11 protein-coding genes are annotated in these 15,681 nt (G+C 65.6%); 5 read left to right on the plus strand and 6 right to left on the minus strand.

Annotated features, from left to right (window positions below):
* The first annotated feature begins 19 nt into the window (after positions 1 to 19).
* On the plus strand, positions 20 to 916 hold the full coding sequence (locus ACZLZQ_RS15585; RefSeq protein ID WP_472950158.1) for an alpha/beta hydrolase: 897 nt from the start codon (positions 20 to 22) through the stop codon (positions 914 to 916).
* 575 nt (positions 917 to 1,491) lie between these two features.
* Here ACZLZQ_RS15585 and glnA read toward each other — a convergent pair.
* The gene (gene glnA, locus ACZLZQ_RS15590; RefSeq protein ID WP_472950159.1) at positions 1,492 to 2,901 is read right to left on the minus strand and encodes a type I glutamate--ammonia ligase; all 1,410 of its coding nucleotides are present in this window, start codon (positions 2,899 to 2,901) and stop codon (positions 1,492 to 1,494) included.
* A 39-nt stretch (positions 2,902 to 2,940) separates the two neighbouring features.
* A complete protein-coding gene (locus ACZLZQ_RS15595) occupies positions 2,941 to 3,279 on the minus strand; it encodes a P-II family nitrogen regulator (protein WP_472933460.1) in 339 nt (112 codons plus the stop codon).
* A gap of 268 nt (positions 3,280 to 3,547) precedes the next feature.
* Here ACZLZQ_RS15595 and ACZLZQ_RS15600 point away from each other — a divergent pair, with 268 nt between their 5' ends.
* Positions 3,548 to 5,059, plus strand: a complete 1,512-nt coding sequence (locus tag ACZLZQ_RS15600) for an NAD(P)H-hydrate dehydratase (protein ID WP_472950160.1) — start codon at positions 3,548 to 3,550, stop codon at positions 5,057 to 5,059.
* A gap of 13 nt (positions 5,060 to 5,072) precedes the next feature.
* Here the strand turns inward: ACZLZQ_RS15600 and ACZLZQ_RS15605 are convergent, their stop codons facing one another.
* The 3 genes from ACZLZQ_RS15605 to ACZLZQ_RS15615 all read right to left on the minus strand — a co-directional run bounded on the left by ACZLZQ_RS15605 (position 5,073) and on the right by ACZLZQ_RS15615 (position 9,128).
* Positions 5,073 to 5,903, minus strand: coding sequence for a DUF72 domain-containing protein (locus tag ACZLZQ_RS15605; RefSeq protein WP_472950161.1), 831 nt, complete (start codon positions 5,901 to 5,903; stop codon positions 5,073 to 5,075).
* 42 nt (positions 5,904 to 5,945) lie between these two features.
* Positions 5,946 to 8,831: an excinuclease ABC subunit UvrA gene (gene uvrA, locus ACZLZQ_RS15610; RefSeq protein WP_472950162.1), complete on the minus strand. Its 2,886-nt coding sequence runs from the start codon at positions 8,829 to 8,831 to the stop codon at positions 5,946 to 5,948.
* Positions 8,832 to 8,894: 63 nt separating this feature from the next.
* A complete protein-coding gene (locus tag ACZLZQ_RS15615; protein ID WP_472950163.1) occupies positions 8,895 to 9,128 on the minus strand; it encodes a hypothetical protein in 234 nt (77 codons plus the stop codon).
* On the opposite strand from ACZLZQ_RS15615, the gene ssb reads away from it, so the two are divergent.
* The gene (gene ssb / locus ACZLZQ_RS15620) at positions 9,127 to 9,681 is read left to right on the plus strand and encodes a single-stranded DNA-binding protein (protein WP_472950164.1); all 555 of its coding nucleotides are present in this window, start codon (positions 9,127 to 9,129) and stop codon (positions 9,679 to 9,681) included. The two genes, ACZLZQ_RS15615 and ssb, sit on opposite strands and share 2 nt — an antisense overlap.
* A 374-nt stretch (positions 9,682 to 10,055) precedes the next feature.
* On the plus strand, positions 10,056 to 11,198 hold the full coding sequence (locus tag ACZLZQ_RS15625) for an alpha/beta hydrolase (RefSeq protein ID WP_472950165.1): 1,143 nt from the start codon (positions 10,056 to 10,058) through the stop codon (positions 11,196 to 11,198).
* Positions 11,199 to 11,206: 8 nt separating this feature from the next.
* Here ACZLZQ_RS15625 and ACZLZQ_RS15630 read toward each other — a convergent pair whose 3' ends face one another.
* A complete protein-coding gene (locus ACZLZQ_RS15630; protein WP_472950166.1) occupies positions 11,207 to 11,806 on the minus strand; it encodes a TetR/AcrR family transcriptional regulator in 600 nt (199 codons plus the stop codon).
* Positions 11,807 to 12,021: 215 nt separating this feature from the next.
* On the opposite strand from ACZLZQ_RS15630, the gene ACZLZQ_RS15635 reads away from it, so the two are divergent.
* Positions 12,022 to 15,384, plus strand: coding sequence for an acyl-[ACP]--phospholipid O-acyltransferase (locus ACZLZQ_RS15635; protein WP_472950402.1), 3,363 nt, complete (start codon positions 12,022 to 12,024; stop codon positions 15,382 to 15,384).
* Positions 15,385 to 15,681 lie beyond the last annotated feature (297 nt).

Here is a 15,681-nt window from a genome sequence, read left to right on the forward strand (position 1 = left end):
ACACGGCAAGGACGTTCACATGTCCGGACACGCCATCAGACGCTCCCTTCTCGCCGGCATGCTCGGTGGGCTCCTCGCCACCGCCGCGGCGGCAGGCCCTCCGCCGCTGGCGCCGTTCAAGGATGCGCTGTTCGCCTATCCGCGACTCACCGCCATCCTCGACGGCGGCGCCGAGATCGACGTCGACTATTCCGAGAAGCGCGATATCGACGACCGCGACGAGATCCCGGAGCGGCGGGTGAAGCCGGCCTATGTCGATCTCGCGCCATTGCGAAGCCAGGCGGAGAGCGTGGTTCAGACGCCCGCCGGCCCGCTGAAGATCATGACGGTCGGCGACACCAAGGCGCCGACGACGATCGTTCTCTTCGTCCACGGCCGCAATGGCGACCGCCGCCTCGGCATGAACGACCGCAGCTTCGGCGGCAATTTCAACCGGCTGAAAAACCTGATGCAGCGCGCCGGCGGCCTCTACGTCACCGCCGATGCCGGCAGCTTCTTGGGCCAGGACATGGCCCGGATCGGCGCGCTGGTCGAGGGGTTCGGCCGAGATCATCCGACCGCCACGATCGTCCTCGCCTGCGCCTCGATGGGCGCCGAGTTCTGCTGGGACCTTGCCGGCGACCCCGCCGTCATCGGCGTCGTCGACGGCCTCGTAATGCTCAGCGCCAACACCCCGCCGGCCAAGCTTGCCGCCATGCGCAAGGCGGCCGGTGCCCACCGCGTGCCGCTGGTGCTGGCACACGGCACCCGCGACAAGGTGTTCGCCTGGGACCGCGCCAAAGCCGTCTACGCGGCGCTGCGGGCGGAAAGCTACCCCGTCCGGTTCGTGTCCTTCGATAGCGGCAACCACGGGACGCCCTTGCGCATGCTGGACTGGCGCGACACGCTGAACTGGCTCTTCCAGCGGATGGACTGACTCAGACGGTTGGCGTCGATCCCCAAGGCGACGCCAGTTCTGGACACCAGTATTGCCTGCTGAGAGGCCCACGAACACCCAAAGTTCGTCATCCCGGACTTGATCCGGGATCCATGCCAAACCGTCGAACGACGCCGTGACGGTCGACATTCCCTTCCGCCGCGGACCATCCGCCTCAGTGCGGAGGAATGGATCCCGGCTCAAGGCCGGGATGACGAAATTGAGAGGTCTGCTCCCGATGGCAGGCCTCGTCACGGGCGTCCAGAATGACCTCTTCTGGCCATGACCGTTTCCCGTTCGTCATCCCGGACTTGATCCGGGATCGATTCCAAACCGTCGAACAAGGCCGGGAGGGCCGACATTCCCTTCTGCAGCGGACCATCCGCCGCGGCGCGGAGGAATGGATTCCGGCTCAAGGCCGGGATGACGAGCTGAGAGATGGACCTCCCAACGTCAAGCGTGGTCACGGCCATACAAAACCACGCCTTCTCGACACGACCGTCAGTCAAGTTTCCATCAAAAAAAAGCCCCCGCCGAAGCGGAGGCCCTCATCTTCGTCACCGCAAGCGAAAAACCTACAGCGAATAGTACATGTCGAACTCGACCGGGTGCGGGGTCATTTCGAAGCGCAGGACCTCGGCCATCTTCAGCTCGATGAAGGCGTCGATCTGGTCGTCGTCGAAGACGCCGCCGGCCTTCAGGAACTCGCGGTCGGAGTCGAGGTTTTCCATCGCTTCGCGGAGCGAGCGGCAGACGGTCGGGATCTGCTTCAACTCTTCCGGCGGCAGGTCGTAGAGATCCTTGTCCATGGCTTCGCCCGGGTGGATCTTGTTCTTGATGCCGTCGAGGCCGGCCATCAGCATGGCGGAGAAGGCGAGATACGGGTTCGCCATCGGGTCGGGGAAGCGGACCTCGACGCGCTTCGCCTTCGGCGACTGGCCGAAGGGGATGCGGCAGGAGGCCGAGCGGTTGCGCGCGGAATAGGCGAGCAGCACCGGCGCCTCGTAGCCCGGGACCAGGCGCTTGAACGAGTTGGTCGACGGGTTGGTGAAGGCGTTCAGCGCCTTCGCGTGCTTGATGATGCCGCCGATGTAGAATAGCGCCGATTCCGACAGGCCCGCATATTCATTGCCGGCGAAGGCCGGCTTGCCGCCCTTCCAGATCGACTGGTGCACGTGCATGCCCGAGCCGTTGTCGCCGAAGATCGGCTTCGGCATGAAGGTCGCGGTCTTGCCATAGGCATTGGCGACCTGGTGCGTCACGTACTTGAAGATCTGCATGTTGTCGGCGTTCTTCACGAGCGTGTCGAACTTGATGCCGAGCTCATGCTGAGCGGCCGCCACCTCGTGGTGGTGCTTCTCGACCTTGACGCCCATCTCGGCCATCACGGTCAGCATTTCCGAGCGGATGTCCTGGCAGCTGTCGATCGGCGGCACCGGGAAGTAGCCGCCCTTGACGCGCGGACGGTGGCCGAGGTTGCCGGTCTCGTACTCGGCGTCGTCGTTCGACGGAAGTTCGGTCGAGTCGAGCTTGAAGCCGGTGTTGTAGGGGTCGGCCTTGTAGCGGACGTCGTCGAAGATGAAGAACTCGGCCTCGGGGCCGAAATAGGCGGTGTCACCGACGCCGGACTGCTTCAGATAGGCCTCGGCCTTCTTGGCGGTGCCGCGCGGATCGCGGTTGTAGGATTCGCCCGAGATCGGGTCGAGGATGTCGCAGAGGAGAACCATCGTCGACTGCGCAAAGAACGGGTCCATGTGTGCCGTCTCGGGATCGGGCATCAGCACCATGTCGGACTCGTTGATCGCCTTCCAGCCACCGATCGAGGAGCCGTCGAACATCGAGCCTTCCGAGAACATGTCCTCGTCGACGATGGTCTGGTCCATGGTGACGTGCTGGAGCTTGCCCTTCGGGTCGGTGAAGCGCAGGTCGACAAACTTTACGTCGTTGTCCTTGATCTGCTTCAGAATGTCATTGGCGGTCGTCATGGCGTTCCTTCCCTAGTGAACCACGGTGTTTGGATGAAGTCAGATCGCGTCGTTGCCGGACTCGCCGGTGCGGATGCGGATCGCTTCCTCGATGTTGGAGACGAAGATCTTGCCATCGCCGATCCGGCCGGTCTGGGCGGCCTTGCGGATCGCCTCGACGGCAGCGGCAACGCCTTCGTCGGCGAGCACGATCTCGACCTTCACCTTTGGCAGGAAGTCGACGACGTATTCGGCGCCGCGGTAGAGCTCGGTGTGGCCCTTCTGGCGGCCGAAACCCTTGGCCTCGGTCACGGTGATGCCCTGGAGGCCGACTTCCTGCAGCGCTTCTTTCACCTCATCGAGCTTGAACGGCTTGATGATCGCCTCGACTTTTTTCATCGACATTCCTTCTCGACGTTGCCCTGCAAGGCGGCTGAAGCCCATCTTGCAGGGTGCAGGGGCCATGCCAGGCGGAATGGCGAGCGGACGGCGCGCTTGCGGCGCTTCCCTCGCATGGATAGGCGTTTAAGACACGGCGGGCAACCGAACCCTCGCGAGATCGCACGCGTTCTCGCCGATATGACGCCGTTCTGCGCCCGCCGTGAAACCGCCGGACGCCAAGCCGTCGCCAACCCGCCTTCCGCTTCTGCAAACGAGAGCCTGCTCCATGACCATGCCCGCCTCCGTCGCAGCGCTCGCCCTCCTCGAACCAGCGGAGATGGCTGAAGCCGATCGCCTGACGCTCGCCGGCAAGAGCGATCACCCGCTGATGGAACGAGCCGGGGCTTTTGTCGCCGCGACGATCCGCGTCCATTTTCCGGCGGCCGCCCGGATCGCGGTGCTGGCCGGGCCCGGTGCGAATGGCGGCGACGGGTTCGTCGCGGCCCGGTTGCTGGCGGAGGCAGGGCTGGAGGTCGCGCTGTTCCACCTTGCCGGCACAGCCGCGCCGGATGCCATGACGGCGGCGGCTGCCTCGGCCTTTTGCGGTCCGGTCCTGCCGCTCGACGCCTTCGCACCCGACGGGTTCGATCTCGTCGTCGATGGCCTGTTCGGCGCGGGCCTGTCGCGGCCGGTGTCGAACGCGGTCGGCGACGTGATCGACCGCGTGCGGGAAAGCGGCGTGCCGGTGGTTGCCATAGACCTTCCCTCGGGCGTCTCCGGCCTGTCCGGCGCGATCCTCGGGAAGGCGTTCGGCGCCGCGCTGACGGTCACCTTCTTCCGCCGCAAGCCCGGACATCTGCTGTATCCGGGCCGGGGTCTCTGCGGCGCAGTCGTGGTCGGGGACATCGGCATTGAGACCGGCGTGCTCGACAGCATCCGTCCGGTGACCTTTGCCAACGGCCCGGCGCTTTGGCCGCGTCTGGCGCAGGGTCCGGCTGCGGAGGGCCACAAATACGACCGCGGCCATGCCGTCGTCTTCTCCGGCGGCGCCAGCAAGACGGGGGCCGCACGCCTGTCGGCTCTCTCGGCGCTGCGGGCAGGGGCAGGGCTGGTGACGGTGTTCTCGCCAGGCTCGGCGCTGCAGGTCAACGCCGCGCACCTCACCGCCATCATGCTGCGGCGCTGCAACGACAAGGCAGAGCTCGAGACGCATCTCGAGGATCGACGCCTAAGCGTCTTGGTGCTCGGTCCGGGCTTCGGTGTGGGTGAACTTGCCCGGAACTATGCGTTCGCAATCCTGTCGGCCGGGCGCAGCTTCGTCCTCGACGCCGACGGACTGACGTCCTTCGCCAATGATCCGTCGGAGCTGTTCGATGCGATCCACGCTGCGGCCAGCGCCGTAGTTCTGACCCCGCACAGCGGCGAATTCGCAAAACTGTTTCCCGACATCGCCGCCGACGAAACGCTCGCCAAGCCCGCCAAGGCGCGGGCCGCTTCCGCGCGGTCGGGGGCGACGGTCATCCTGAAAGGCGCGGACACGGTCATCGCCGAACCGGGCGGGCGGGCCGCGATCAACGCGACGGGCACGCCCTGGCTGGCAACAGCGGGAAGCGGCGACGTGCTGGCCGGCATCACCGCCAGCCTTCTGTCGCAGCATTTTCCGCCGTTCGAGGCGGCAGCGGCGGCGGTTTGGCTGCACGGCAAGGCGGCGGAGGCCTTCGGCCCCAACCTCATCGCCGAGGATTTGCCGGGCCTTCTGCCGCAGGTCTACAGGGACCTTGCCAACGCGAAGGGCTGAGGGAAACGGACGGCTAGTCCGCGACCTTCGGCTGTGCCCAGGCCGGAACGCGCTTCTGAAACGCCATGGCCGCCTGCGGCGCCCGCACTTTGCCCTCGTGGATGAAGTAGACGAACACGTCGCGCTTCACCTTCTTCGGCGGATCATCCGGCGCGACCAGCGGCAGGTCGTCCGGCACGCCGCCGGCGGCCCAGACAGTCGCCCGCTTCGCCCAGGCGTCGAGGGCGTCTGCCGGGTACGCCGTCGGCTCGGTATCCACGCCCTTTTGTAGACGGGAATAGACGATGCTGCCGGTCACGTCGGCGATCTCCGGATAGGTCGCGTGCTCGGCATGGACGATGGCGACACCCTTCTCCCTAGCTAGAGCTATGAAGTCCGGCACCGCGAAACTGGGATGACGCACCTCCAGCACGTGCTGGAGCGGAATGCCCTCAGCCTCAGCCGGAAGAAGCGCGAGAAAGGCGCCAAAATCCTCGGCGTCGAACTGCTTGGTATTGGCGAACTGCCAAAGCAATGGACCCAGCTTATCGCCGAGCTCGGCAATGCCGGAATCGACGAAACGCTGGATCGACTCGCCGGCCTCGCCGAGGATCTTGCGGTTGGTCGCAAACCGCGGCGCCTTCAGCGCGAACACGAAGCCATCCGGCACCTCGCTCGCCCATTTAGCAAAAGTCGCGGGCGTCTGAGAGCGGTAATAGGTGCCGTTCACCTCGATCGTCGCCAGCTGCCGCGAGGCGAAGCCAAGCTCCTTGGCATGGGCGAGCTTCTCCGGGAAGAACGTCCCGCGCCAAGGCTCGAACGTCCAGCCGCCGATCCCCGCCCTGATGATGCCGCTCGCCGCCATGCCGCCCATTCCCTTACGCTGAAGACCCTGCGGCGGCCGCGGTTATTCCGCCGCCTGCTGCTTTTCGATGGAAGGGCGACGCTCCAGCAATTCCTTGAGGAACTGGCCGGTCCAGGAGCGCTCGACCTTGGCGATTTGCTCGGGCGTGCCGGTGGCGACGATCTCGCCGCCGCCATCGCCGCCCTCGGGGCCAATGTCGACGACCCAGTCGGCGGTCTTGATGACTTCGAGATTGTGCTCGATCACGACGACGCTGTTGCCTTGGTCGACCAGCTCGTGCAGCACCTCGAGCAGCTTGGCGACGTCGTGGAAGTGGAGGCCCGTCGTCGGCTCGTCGAGGATGTAGAGCGTCTTGCCCGTCGCCTTGCGCGACAGTTCCTTGGCGAGTTTTACCCGCTGCGCCTCGCCGCCGGAGAGCGTCGTCGCCTGCTGTCCGACCTTGATATAGCCGAGGCCGACGTCGAGCAGCGAGCGCAGCTTGTCGCGCACGGCCGGGACGGCGGCGAAGAAATCGACGCCTTCCTCGACCGTCATGTCGAGCACGTCGGCGATCGACTTCTCCTTGAAGGTGACGTCGAGCGTCTCGCGGTTGTAGCGCTTGCCGTGGCAGACGTCGCAGGTGACGTAGACGTCGGGCAGGAAGTGCATCTCGATCTTGATGACGCCGTCGCCCTGGCAGGCCTCGCAGCGGCCGCCCTTGACGTTGAAGGAGAAGCGCCCGGGCATGTAGCCGCGCGCCTTGGATTCCGGCAGGCCGGCGAACCAGTCGCGGATCGGGGTGAAGGCGCCGGTATAGGTGGCGGGGTTCGACCGCGGGGTGCGGCCGATCGGCGACTGGTCGATGTCGATGACCTTGTCGAGCAGCTCCAGCCCGTCGATACGCTCGTGCGGGGCCGGCACGTCGCGGGCATTGCCGATGCGCCGCGCCGCCGCCTTGAACAGCGTCTCGATGAGGAAGGTCGACTTACCGCCGCCGGACACGCCGGTGACCGCGGTGAAGAGCCCGAGCGGCACCTCCGCCGTGACGTTCTTCAGATTGTTGCCGGTGGCGCCGACGACCTTCAGCCGCTTGCCCTTGACCGGCTTGCGCCGCTTGGCCGGCACGGCGACGCCGAGTTCGCCCGACAGGTACTTGCCGGTGGTCGAGCGCGGGTGCGCCTTGATGTCTTCGGGCGTGCCATAGGCAATGATCTCGCCGCCGTGGATGCCGGCAGCCGGGCCGATGTCGACAACGAAATCCGCCTGCAGGATCGCGTCCTCGTCGTGCTCGACGACGATGACGGTGTTGCCGATGTCCCGCAGGTGCTTCAGCGTGATCAGGAGCCGCGCATTGTCGCGCTGGTGGAGACCGATCGAGGGCTCGTCCAGCACGTAGAGCACGCCGGTAAGGCCGGACCCGATCTGCGAGGCCAAACGAATACGCTGGCTCTCGCCACCGGACAGCGTGCCGGACGAGCGCGACAGGGTGAGGTAGTCGAGGCCGACATCGTTCAGGAAGCGCAGCCGATCGCGGATCTCCTTGAGGATGCGTATGGCGATCTCGTTCTGCTTTTCGTTCAGCTCGGCGGGCAGCGCCTCGAACCAGGTCAGCGCATTGCGGATCGACAGTTCGGTGACCTCGCCGACATGCTTGCCAGCGATCTTCACGGCCAGCGCCTCGGGCTTCAGCCGGTAGCCCTTGCAGGCCGGGCAAGGCGTCGCCGACATGAAGCGCTCGATCTCCTCGCGCATCCAGGCGGAGTCGGTTTCCTTCCACCGGCGCTCGAGGTTCGGGATCACGCCCTCGAAGGTCTTGGTGGTCTTGTAGGCGCGCAGGCCGTCGCTGTATTTGAACTCGATCTTGGTGTTGCCGGTGCCTTGCAGGATCGCATACTGCCCCTCGAAGGGAATGTCGGACCAGACGTCGGTGAGCTTGAACTTGAACTGCCGGCCGAGGCCTTCCAGCGTCTGCGCGTAGTAGGGCGAGGTGGACTTCGCCCACGGCGCAACGGCACCTTGCTTCAGCGTCAGGCCCTCGTGCGGCACGATGAGCTTCGGATCAATCGAGTTCTGCGAGCCGAGGCCGTCGCATTTTGGGCAGGCGCCGAACGGGTTGTTGAACGAGAACAGCCGCGGCTCGATCTCGGAAATGGTGAAGCCCGAGACGGGGCAAGCGAATTTCTCGGAGAACAGCAACTGCTTCGGCTTGCCGTTCTCGTCGAGGCCTTCGGCGAACTCGGCAACCGCGATGCCATCGGCAAGGCGCAGCGCCGTTTCCAGCGAATCCGCAAGGCGCGCGCCGATGTCGTTGCGGACCACAATGCGGTCGACCACGACGTCGATGTCGTGCTTGAACTTCTTGTCGAGCTCGGGCGCATCGGCGATGTCGTAGAACTCGCCATTGATGCGGACGCGCTGGAAACCCTTTTTCTGGAGCTCGATCAGCTCCTTCTTGAACTCGCCCTTGCGGCCGCGCACCATCGGCGCCAGCAGATAGAGGCGGGTGCCTTCCTCCTGAGCCATCACGCGGTCGACCATCTGGCTGACGGTCTGGCTCTCGATCGGCAGGCCGGTCGCCGGCGAATAGGGCACGCCGACGCGGGCGAACAGGAGGCGGAGATAGTCGTAGATCTCGGTGACCGTGCCGACCGTCGAGCGCGGGTTCTTCGACGTCGTCTTCTGCTCGATCGAGATCGCCGGCGACAGGCCGTCGATCTGGTCGACGTCCGGCTTCTGCATCATCTCCAGGAACTGCCGGGCATAGGCCGACAAGCTCTCGACATAGCGACGCTGCCCCTCGGCATAGATCGTGTCGAAGGCGAGCGACGACTTTCCGGAGCCGGACAGGCCGGTCATCACGATCAGCTTGTCGCGGGGAATGTCGATGTCGACGTTCTTGAGATTATGCTCGCGGGCACCGCGAATGGAGATCATTTTCAGTTCGGGCATCGTCCGCCGCTCAAATAGCTGGAAAGGGCGGGCGTCACTGCCGCTATGCGGCGCGCCCGAGCCTTAGATAAAATGTCCTGGCCGGATGTCGAGAAGCCGGGGACCGGAATCGGCGATATCGCGCGGCACCGCCTTGAAGAAAGAACATAGTACGAACATAAAGGGTTTGGAAAGCCCGGCGGCCGTGCCGCGGCTGTGGAAAGTCTCCAGCAGGCCGGGCGCGACGGGGGCAAATGCACTATCGTCCGCGCGAAGCTGCGGAACGGCGGCACAGATTTGGACGGAGACGAACGTCATGGCGGGTAGCGTCAACAAGGTAATTCTCGTCGGCAATCTCGGGGCCGATCCGGAAATTCGCCGGCTGAACTCCGGCGATTCCGTCGTCAACATGCGCATCGCGACGTCCGAGACCTGGCGCGACAAGTCCTCGGGCGAGCGCAAGGAAAAGACCGAGTGGCACAACGTCGTCATCTTCAACGAGAACCTCGTGAAGGTGGCCGAGCAGTACCTGAAGAAGGGCTCGACGGTCTACATCGAGGGCCAGCTGCAGACCCGTTCCTGGGAAGACCAGTCCGGCGTGAAGAAGTTCACCACGGAAGTCGTCCTCCAGCGCTTCCGCGGCGAACTGCAGATGCTGGGTGGCCGTGGCGACAATAGCGGCGGCGGCGGTGGCGGCGATGACTACGATCGTGGCGGTGGCGGTGGCGGCGGCGGCGGTGGTCGCGGCGGCCCGAGCCGGGGTGGCGGTGGCGGCTACGACCGCGGCGGCCAGGACGACCGCGGCAGCTCCGATCGCGGCGGCGGCGGCGGTGGCTCCTCGCGTGACCTCGACGACGAAATTCCGTTCTGACGCCTGTCGGCACAGCCATGCGGGGGAGGGAGCTAGGAGGCTCCCGACCCCTGTTTTGGCTCCTGCTCCGAAGGCACTATCCGGCTTCTATCACGCTACCGGGCGCGCCTGCGCTCCTCTGCCACAGGATGATCGCATTCGATCGCCACAGGCTTTAACCAACGGGTAACGGTGCCTTTGAGGGAGGGTCCGATCGTTCTCGCCTTCGTCGTCTGTCCTGGCAGGTGGTCGTGTCGCCCTGAAAGATCTTGCCCATGCAGCGTGCCGCTGAAACTCCGCCGATCCGTCGTCCCAGATTTCTGCTGATCGTCGGGCTTGCTCTTGTCGCGAGCTTCTCGAGTTGTGCGTCCCGCCCTTATGCGACATTGCAGCCGGTGGCTGGGACGGTTCCGGGGGCCCATGTCGTCGACATGCTGGTGGCCACGACGCGCGCCCGGTCCGACGTGCCGGGCGTGGTGTTTTCCGGCGAGCGGGGTGCTGGACTCACCATGGAGAACATCATCGTCTCCATTCCGCCGGATAGCGTGCGCAAACCCGGCGCAGTGATCTATCCCAAGCGCAATCCCGGCAATCCTGCCAACGAATTCGTGGCGCTGAAGGTCGAGCCGCTCGACAAGGCCGGGTCTGTCGACTGGTTTCGCCGCGTTGCCGGGCCGAAAGGCCGACTGCTGATCTTCGTGCACGGCTTCAACTCGACCTACGAGGAAGCGGTCATGCGCTTCGCCCAGATCAGTTACGACACCCGCGTGAACGCCGCGCCCGTGCTGTTCACCTGGCCGTCGAAGGGCAGCATTTTTGGCTACCTGTACGATCGCGAAAGCGCGAACTTCTCTCGCCGCGCCTTGGAATCATTGATCGAGCAAGCGGGCAAGGATCCGCGTGTCGGGGAAATCACCATCATGGCCCACTCGATGGGCAGCTGGCTGGCGATGGAAGCCTTGCAGCAAGTAGCGATCCGCCAAGGCAAGCTGCCGGAGAAGCTGCGCAACATCGTCCTTGCCTCGCCCGATCTCGACGTCGACGTCTTCCGCGAGCAGCTCGACGAGATCGGCCCCGAGCAGGCGCGCATCACCATCTTCACCTCGCAGGACGACAGGGCGCTCCTCGTCTCGCGGCGGTTGGCGGGCGGCGTCCAGCGTCTGGGATCGGTGGACCTCACGCAGCCCGACGTTCAAGCGGCTTTCGACAAGCGCGGCATCGACGTGGTGGACCTCACGCAAGTGCGGGCCGGCGATAGCCTCAACCACACCAAATTTGCCGAGAGCGCCGATGTCGTGCAGGCCATTGGGGCGCGGCTGATCGCCGGCGACAAGGTGTCGGATACGCGCCTAAGCCTCGCCGACACGATCGGAGCCACAGCCATCGGTACGGCGCAGGGCGTCGGTTCCGCCATCGGCGCGGCCGTCAGCGTGCCCGGCGCGATCGTCAGCCGGGACGAGCGGGAGCGCCTGGGGACACGTCTGGAGGATGTCGGACGCAATCTCGGCGGTTCGCTGCAGACCGCGACCGGCAACTGACGGCTGGCCTATTGGCCAAGTCCCCGGCAGAGGGCGTCGACAACCGTTTCCAGCTGACGACCCAGCTGGGCGAGCGGGACCGAGACAACGGTTTCCTGCAGCCCGATCGAGACGATGCCGTGGACCATCGAGAACATCGACAGCGCGAGTTCGGCGATGGCGTCCTCGGACCAGGACGGCAGCAGGGCGCGGAGCGGAACGATGATGCGCGCGACGAGGGCAAGATGCTCGGCGCGGTGCCATTCGGGCGCCGCCTTGCCGGAAACCGCGGCCCGTTCGAACAGCGCGGCCCAGGCATGGCGGCGGGTGTGGGCGAAGTCGAGATAGCCCCGCGCCAGCGAGACGAGCACGGCCGTCGGCGCCGCCGCATCAAGCGACAGCGCGTTCTCGGCGAGATGGGCATCGAGTTCGGCGATGGTCCGCGAATTGACGGCGACCATCACGGCATCGATGTCCTCGAAGAACGTATAGACCTGCCCGAGCGAACAGCCGGCGACGCGCGCGACATCCTTCACGCGCAGCGAGGACATCCCGCCGTTTTCGACAGCCTGCACCGCCGCATCGATAAGCCTAACCCGCAGTGCTTCGCGCTTTTCCGCGACCGTCATACCATACCCTAGTTTTTTGAACCACGTTCAATTTTGCACTTGCAGGCATCCCTGCTTCGTATAGATATGAGCTCTGTTCAATATTGAACCGTGCTCAAATATGGATAGCACCCATGATCAGCGCCATCAAGTCCGCGCTCTCGGCCGATCCCTATGACGACCTAGCCTCGATCGAGGTGACGGCGTCATTGAACCAGCCCGCCGTTCCCCAGCCGATACCAGGCTCGCTGCTCGGCTCGCGGCGTTTCCTGCCGCTCTTCATCACGCAGTTGCTTTCGGCCTTCACCGACAACTTCCTGAAGAACGCCGTCGTCCTCTTGATCCTGTTCGGACTCGCGGGAGAGGGGGGTGCTGCGCTGGTGCCGTTGGCGGGCGCTGTGTTCATCCTGCCCTTCGTGCTGCTGTCGGCGCTGGGCGGGCAGATCGCCGACCGGAACGATAAGGCGCTGGTGGCACGCTACCTGAAGCTCGCCGAGATCGGGGCGGCGACCGTGGCCGTCGCGGGGCTCTATCTTGTCTCGCTGCCACTGATGTTCGGCGCGCTGTTCGCCTTCGGCGTCGTCTCGGCGATGTTCGGTCCCGTGAAATACGGCATCCTTCCCGATCACCTCAGTCCCGAGGACCTGCCCCGCGCCAATGCCTGGATCGAGGGCGCGACCTTCTTCGCGATTTTGACGGGCACAGTCGGCGCCGGTCTTCTCTCGGGAACCGAAGCGGCGCGCAGCCTTGTCGGGCCGGCCATCGGCGTCCTCGCCATCGCCTGCTGGGCCTGCAGCTTCGCCATCCCCCGGACCGGCACCGGCGACCTGACCGCACGGCTCGACCCCAACATCTTCCGTTCGACCTGGCATGAGGTCGCGACGCTCCGGCTCGACAACCGGCTCTTCACCGTCGCCGCGATGCAGGCTTGGTTCTGGACGATCGGCGCGGTCTGCCTCTCCATTCTTCCCGTGCTCGTCCGCGACTCCTTCGGCGGCGAGCAGAGCGCCGTCACGCTGTGCCTCGCGACCTTCGCCATCGCGGTCGCGGTCGGCTCGGCGGTCGCCGCCGCCCTCGTCAAGGGACGGGTGGTCCTCCTTCCCGTGCCGCTCGGCGCACTCCTGATGGCCGGTTTCTCGGCCGATCTCGCCTGGTCCACCTGGTTCATGGACGGCACGGCCGCCACGGGATTGCTGGCGGGCGCCGGCGGCCTGCGTTCGCTCATCGATCTCGCCGGCATCGCCTTTTCCGGCGCGCTGGTGGCCGTGCCGTCGGCGGCCGCTCTCCAGGCCTGGTCGGACAGCCGTCGCCGCGCGCGTACGGTGGCGGGCTCCAACATCCTCTCCGCCGTCGGCATGGCGCTGGCCGGCATCGCCGTTGCGGCCGGACAAGCCGCAGGCCTGTCGGTCCCCGCCATCCTTGGCGTGCTCGCGGTTCTCAATCTGGTCGCGGCTGTGTTGATGTTCATTAAGCTGCCGACAAAGCCGCTCTATGATGTCGCCTCGATGTACTTCCGCGTCTTCCACCGCATGGAAGTGCGCGGCCTCGACAACGTCGCCAAGGCGGGCAGCCGCATGATCCTTGCGCCCAACCACACCTCGTTCCTCGACGGACCGCTGGCGCTCGCGCTGACCGATCTAAACCCGGTTTTTGCCGTCAACACCGAGATCGCCCAGCGCTGGTGGGCAAAGCCGTTCCTCAATGCCACCCGCGCTCTGCCGATGGACCCGACGAAGCCGATGGGAACGCGCACCCTAGTGCGGACCATCCAGGGCGATGATCCGGTCGTGATCTTTCCCGAGGGACGGATCTCTGTGACCGGTAGCCTGATGAAGGTCTATGACGGCGCGGCGATGGTGGCCGACAAGACCGGCGCAAGCGTCGTCCCCGTGCGGATCGACGGACTCGAGCGTTCGCCTTTCTCGCGGATGAAGGACACGCAGGTGCGGCGCCAGCTCTTTCCCAAGGTGGTCGTCACGGTCGGCGAGCCGCAGTCCATCAGTGTGGATCCGGCGCTGCGCGGTGCCCGCCGCCGCGCCAGTGCCGGCGCGGCGCTCTACGAGCTGATGTCGAGGACGGTCGTCGACGCCTCCGACACCGACCGCACCGTGGCTCGCGCCGTGGTGGACGCGGCGCAGAAGTTCGGCATGTCGACGAACGCCGCCGAGGATCCGCGGGCAGGGCGCATGTCCTACGGCAAGCTGCTGGTCTCTTCCGCCGTCCTCGCCCGCAAGCTCGATGCCCTGCTCAAGAAACAGTCCACCGTCGGGCTGATGCTGCCGAGCTCGATCGGCGCACTCGTGACCTTCCTGGCGCTGACCCGCTCGGGCAAGGTGCCGGCGATGGTGAACTTCACTGCGGGCGCCGCGAACGTCGCGTCCGGCATGCGGGCGTGCAAGGCCGAGACCATCCTCACCTCGAAGGCCTTCGTCGAGCAAGGCAAGCTGCAGCCGCTGGTCGAGGCCCTGTCCGCAGAGTTCAAAATTGTCTGGCTCGAGGAAGTCCGGGAAAGCATCGGCTTCCTCGACAAGCTCTCCGGCTTCCTCGGCAGAAAACGGATCGCCAGCCGGGCGAAGGCCGACGACGGCGCCGTTGTCCTGTTCACGTCGGGATCGGAAGGCAAGCCAAAGGGCGTCGTCCTCAGTCACCGCAACATGCTGGCGAATGCCGCGCAGGCGGCGGCGCGGATCTCGTTCGACCGGTCCGACAAGGTGCTGAACATCTTGCCGATGTTCCACTCTTTCGGCCTAACCGCGGCCACCATCCTGCCGCTGACGCATGGCGTACCCGTCTACTTCTACCCGTCGCCACTGCACTACCGGATCGTGCCGGAAATCGCCTACAATTCGAACTCGACCATCATGTTCGGCACCGACACCTTCCTGGCCGGCTATGCCCGCACGGCCAACGCCTACGACTTTCGCTCGATGCGCTACGTCTTCTCAGGCGCCGAGCCGGTGAAGGACTCGACGCGCAAGGTCTGGTCCGAGAAGTTCGACGTCCGGCTGCTCGAGGGCTACGGCGTGACCGAGTGCTCGCCGGTGGTGGCGCTCAACACGCCGCTGTTCAACCGGCCCGGCACGGTCGGCCAGCTGATGCCGGGCATGGAGCATCGTCTCGAGGCCGTCGATGGCGTGGAGACGGGCGGCCGGCTGCACGTCCGCGGACCCAACGTCATGCTGGGCTATCTCCGCGAGGAAAATCCGGGAGTGCTCGAGACCCTCGTCGACGGCTGGCACGATACCGGCGACGTCGTCGACATCGATGCCGAAGGCTTCGTGAAGATCCTTGGCCGCGCCAAGCGCTTTGCCAAGATTGGCGGCGAGATGGTCTCGCTGGCGGCCCTCGAGGCCCTCGCAGCGGAGTTCTGGCCCGGGGCCGCGTCGGCGGCCGCCGTGGTGAAGGACGCCAAGAAGGGCGAGGCGATCGTGCTTCTCACCGAGGCCGAAAATGCCGACCGTCTGGAGTTCGCCCGCTTCCTGAAGTCACGCAACGCCTCCGACCTGATGGCCCCTTCGAAGGTCGTCGTCGGCAAGATCCCGCTCCTCGGCACTGGCAAAATCGACTTCACCGAAGTGGGACGGCAGGTTCAGGCCTGATGCGGCTGGCGCGGTGAAGCCTTTAGGGGAAGGTGGGACGCGGGCGACGGTGACTGACGTTCCACCGAACCCGGCGGTGTCCGCGAGACAATGAAGTGCCTCCGGGCCGGAAATCGCGCCGGTACGCGAACGGCCTTTGCATCGCGGGCCGTCGTGGCGGACGATAGGGAGGCTGGATCGAAGAGGCCATAAGGGGTGGGGAGGGCCGCGATCGATGTCATGGACCTGTTATCTTTCGCTCGTATTGCTCCTTGGAATGGTTCGAAACCGGATGCCGACAGCATTTCGGATCGAGCC

This window comes from Mesocryomonas lacus (assembly GCF_055730105.2).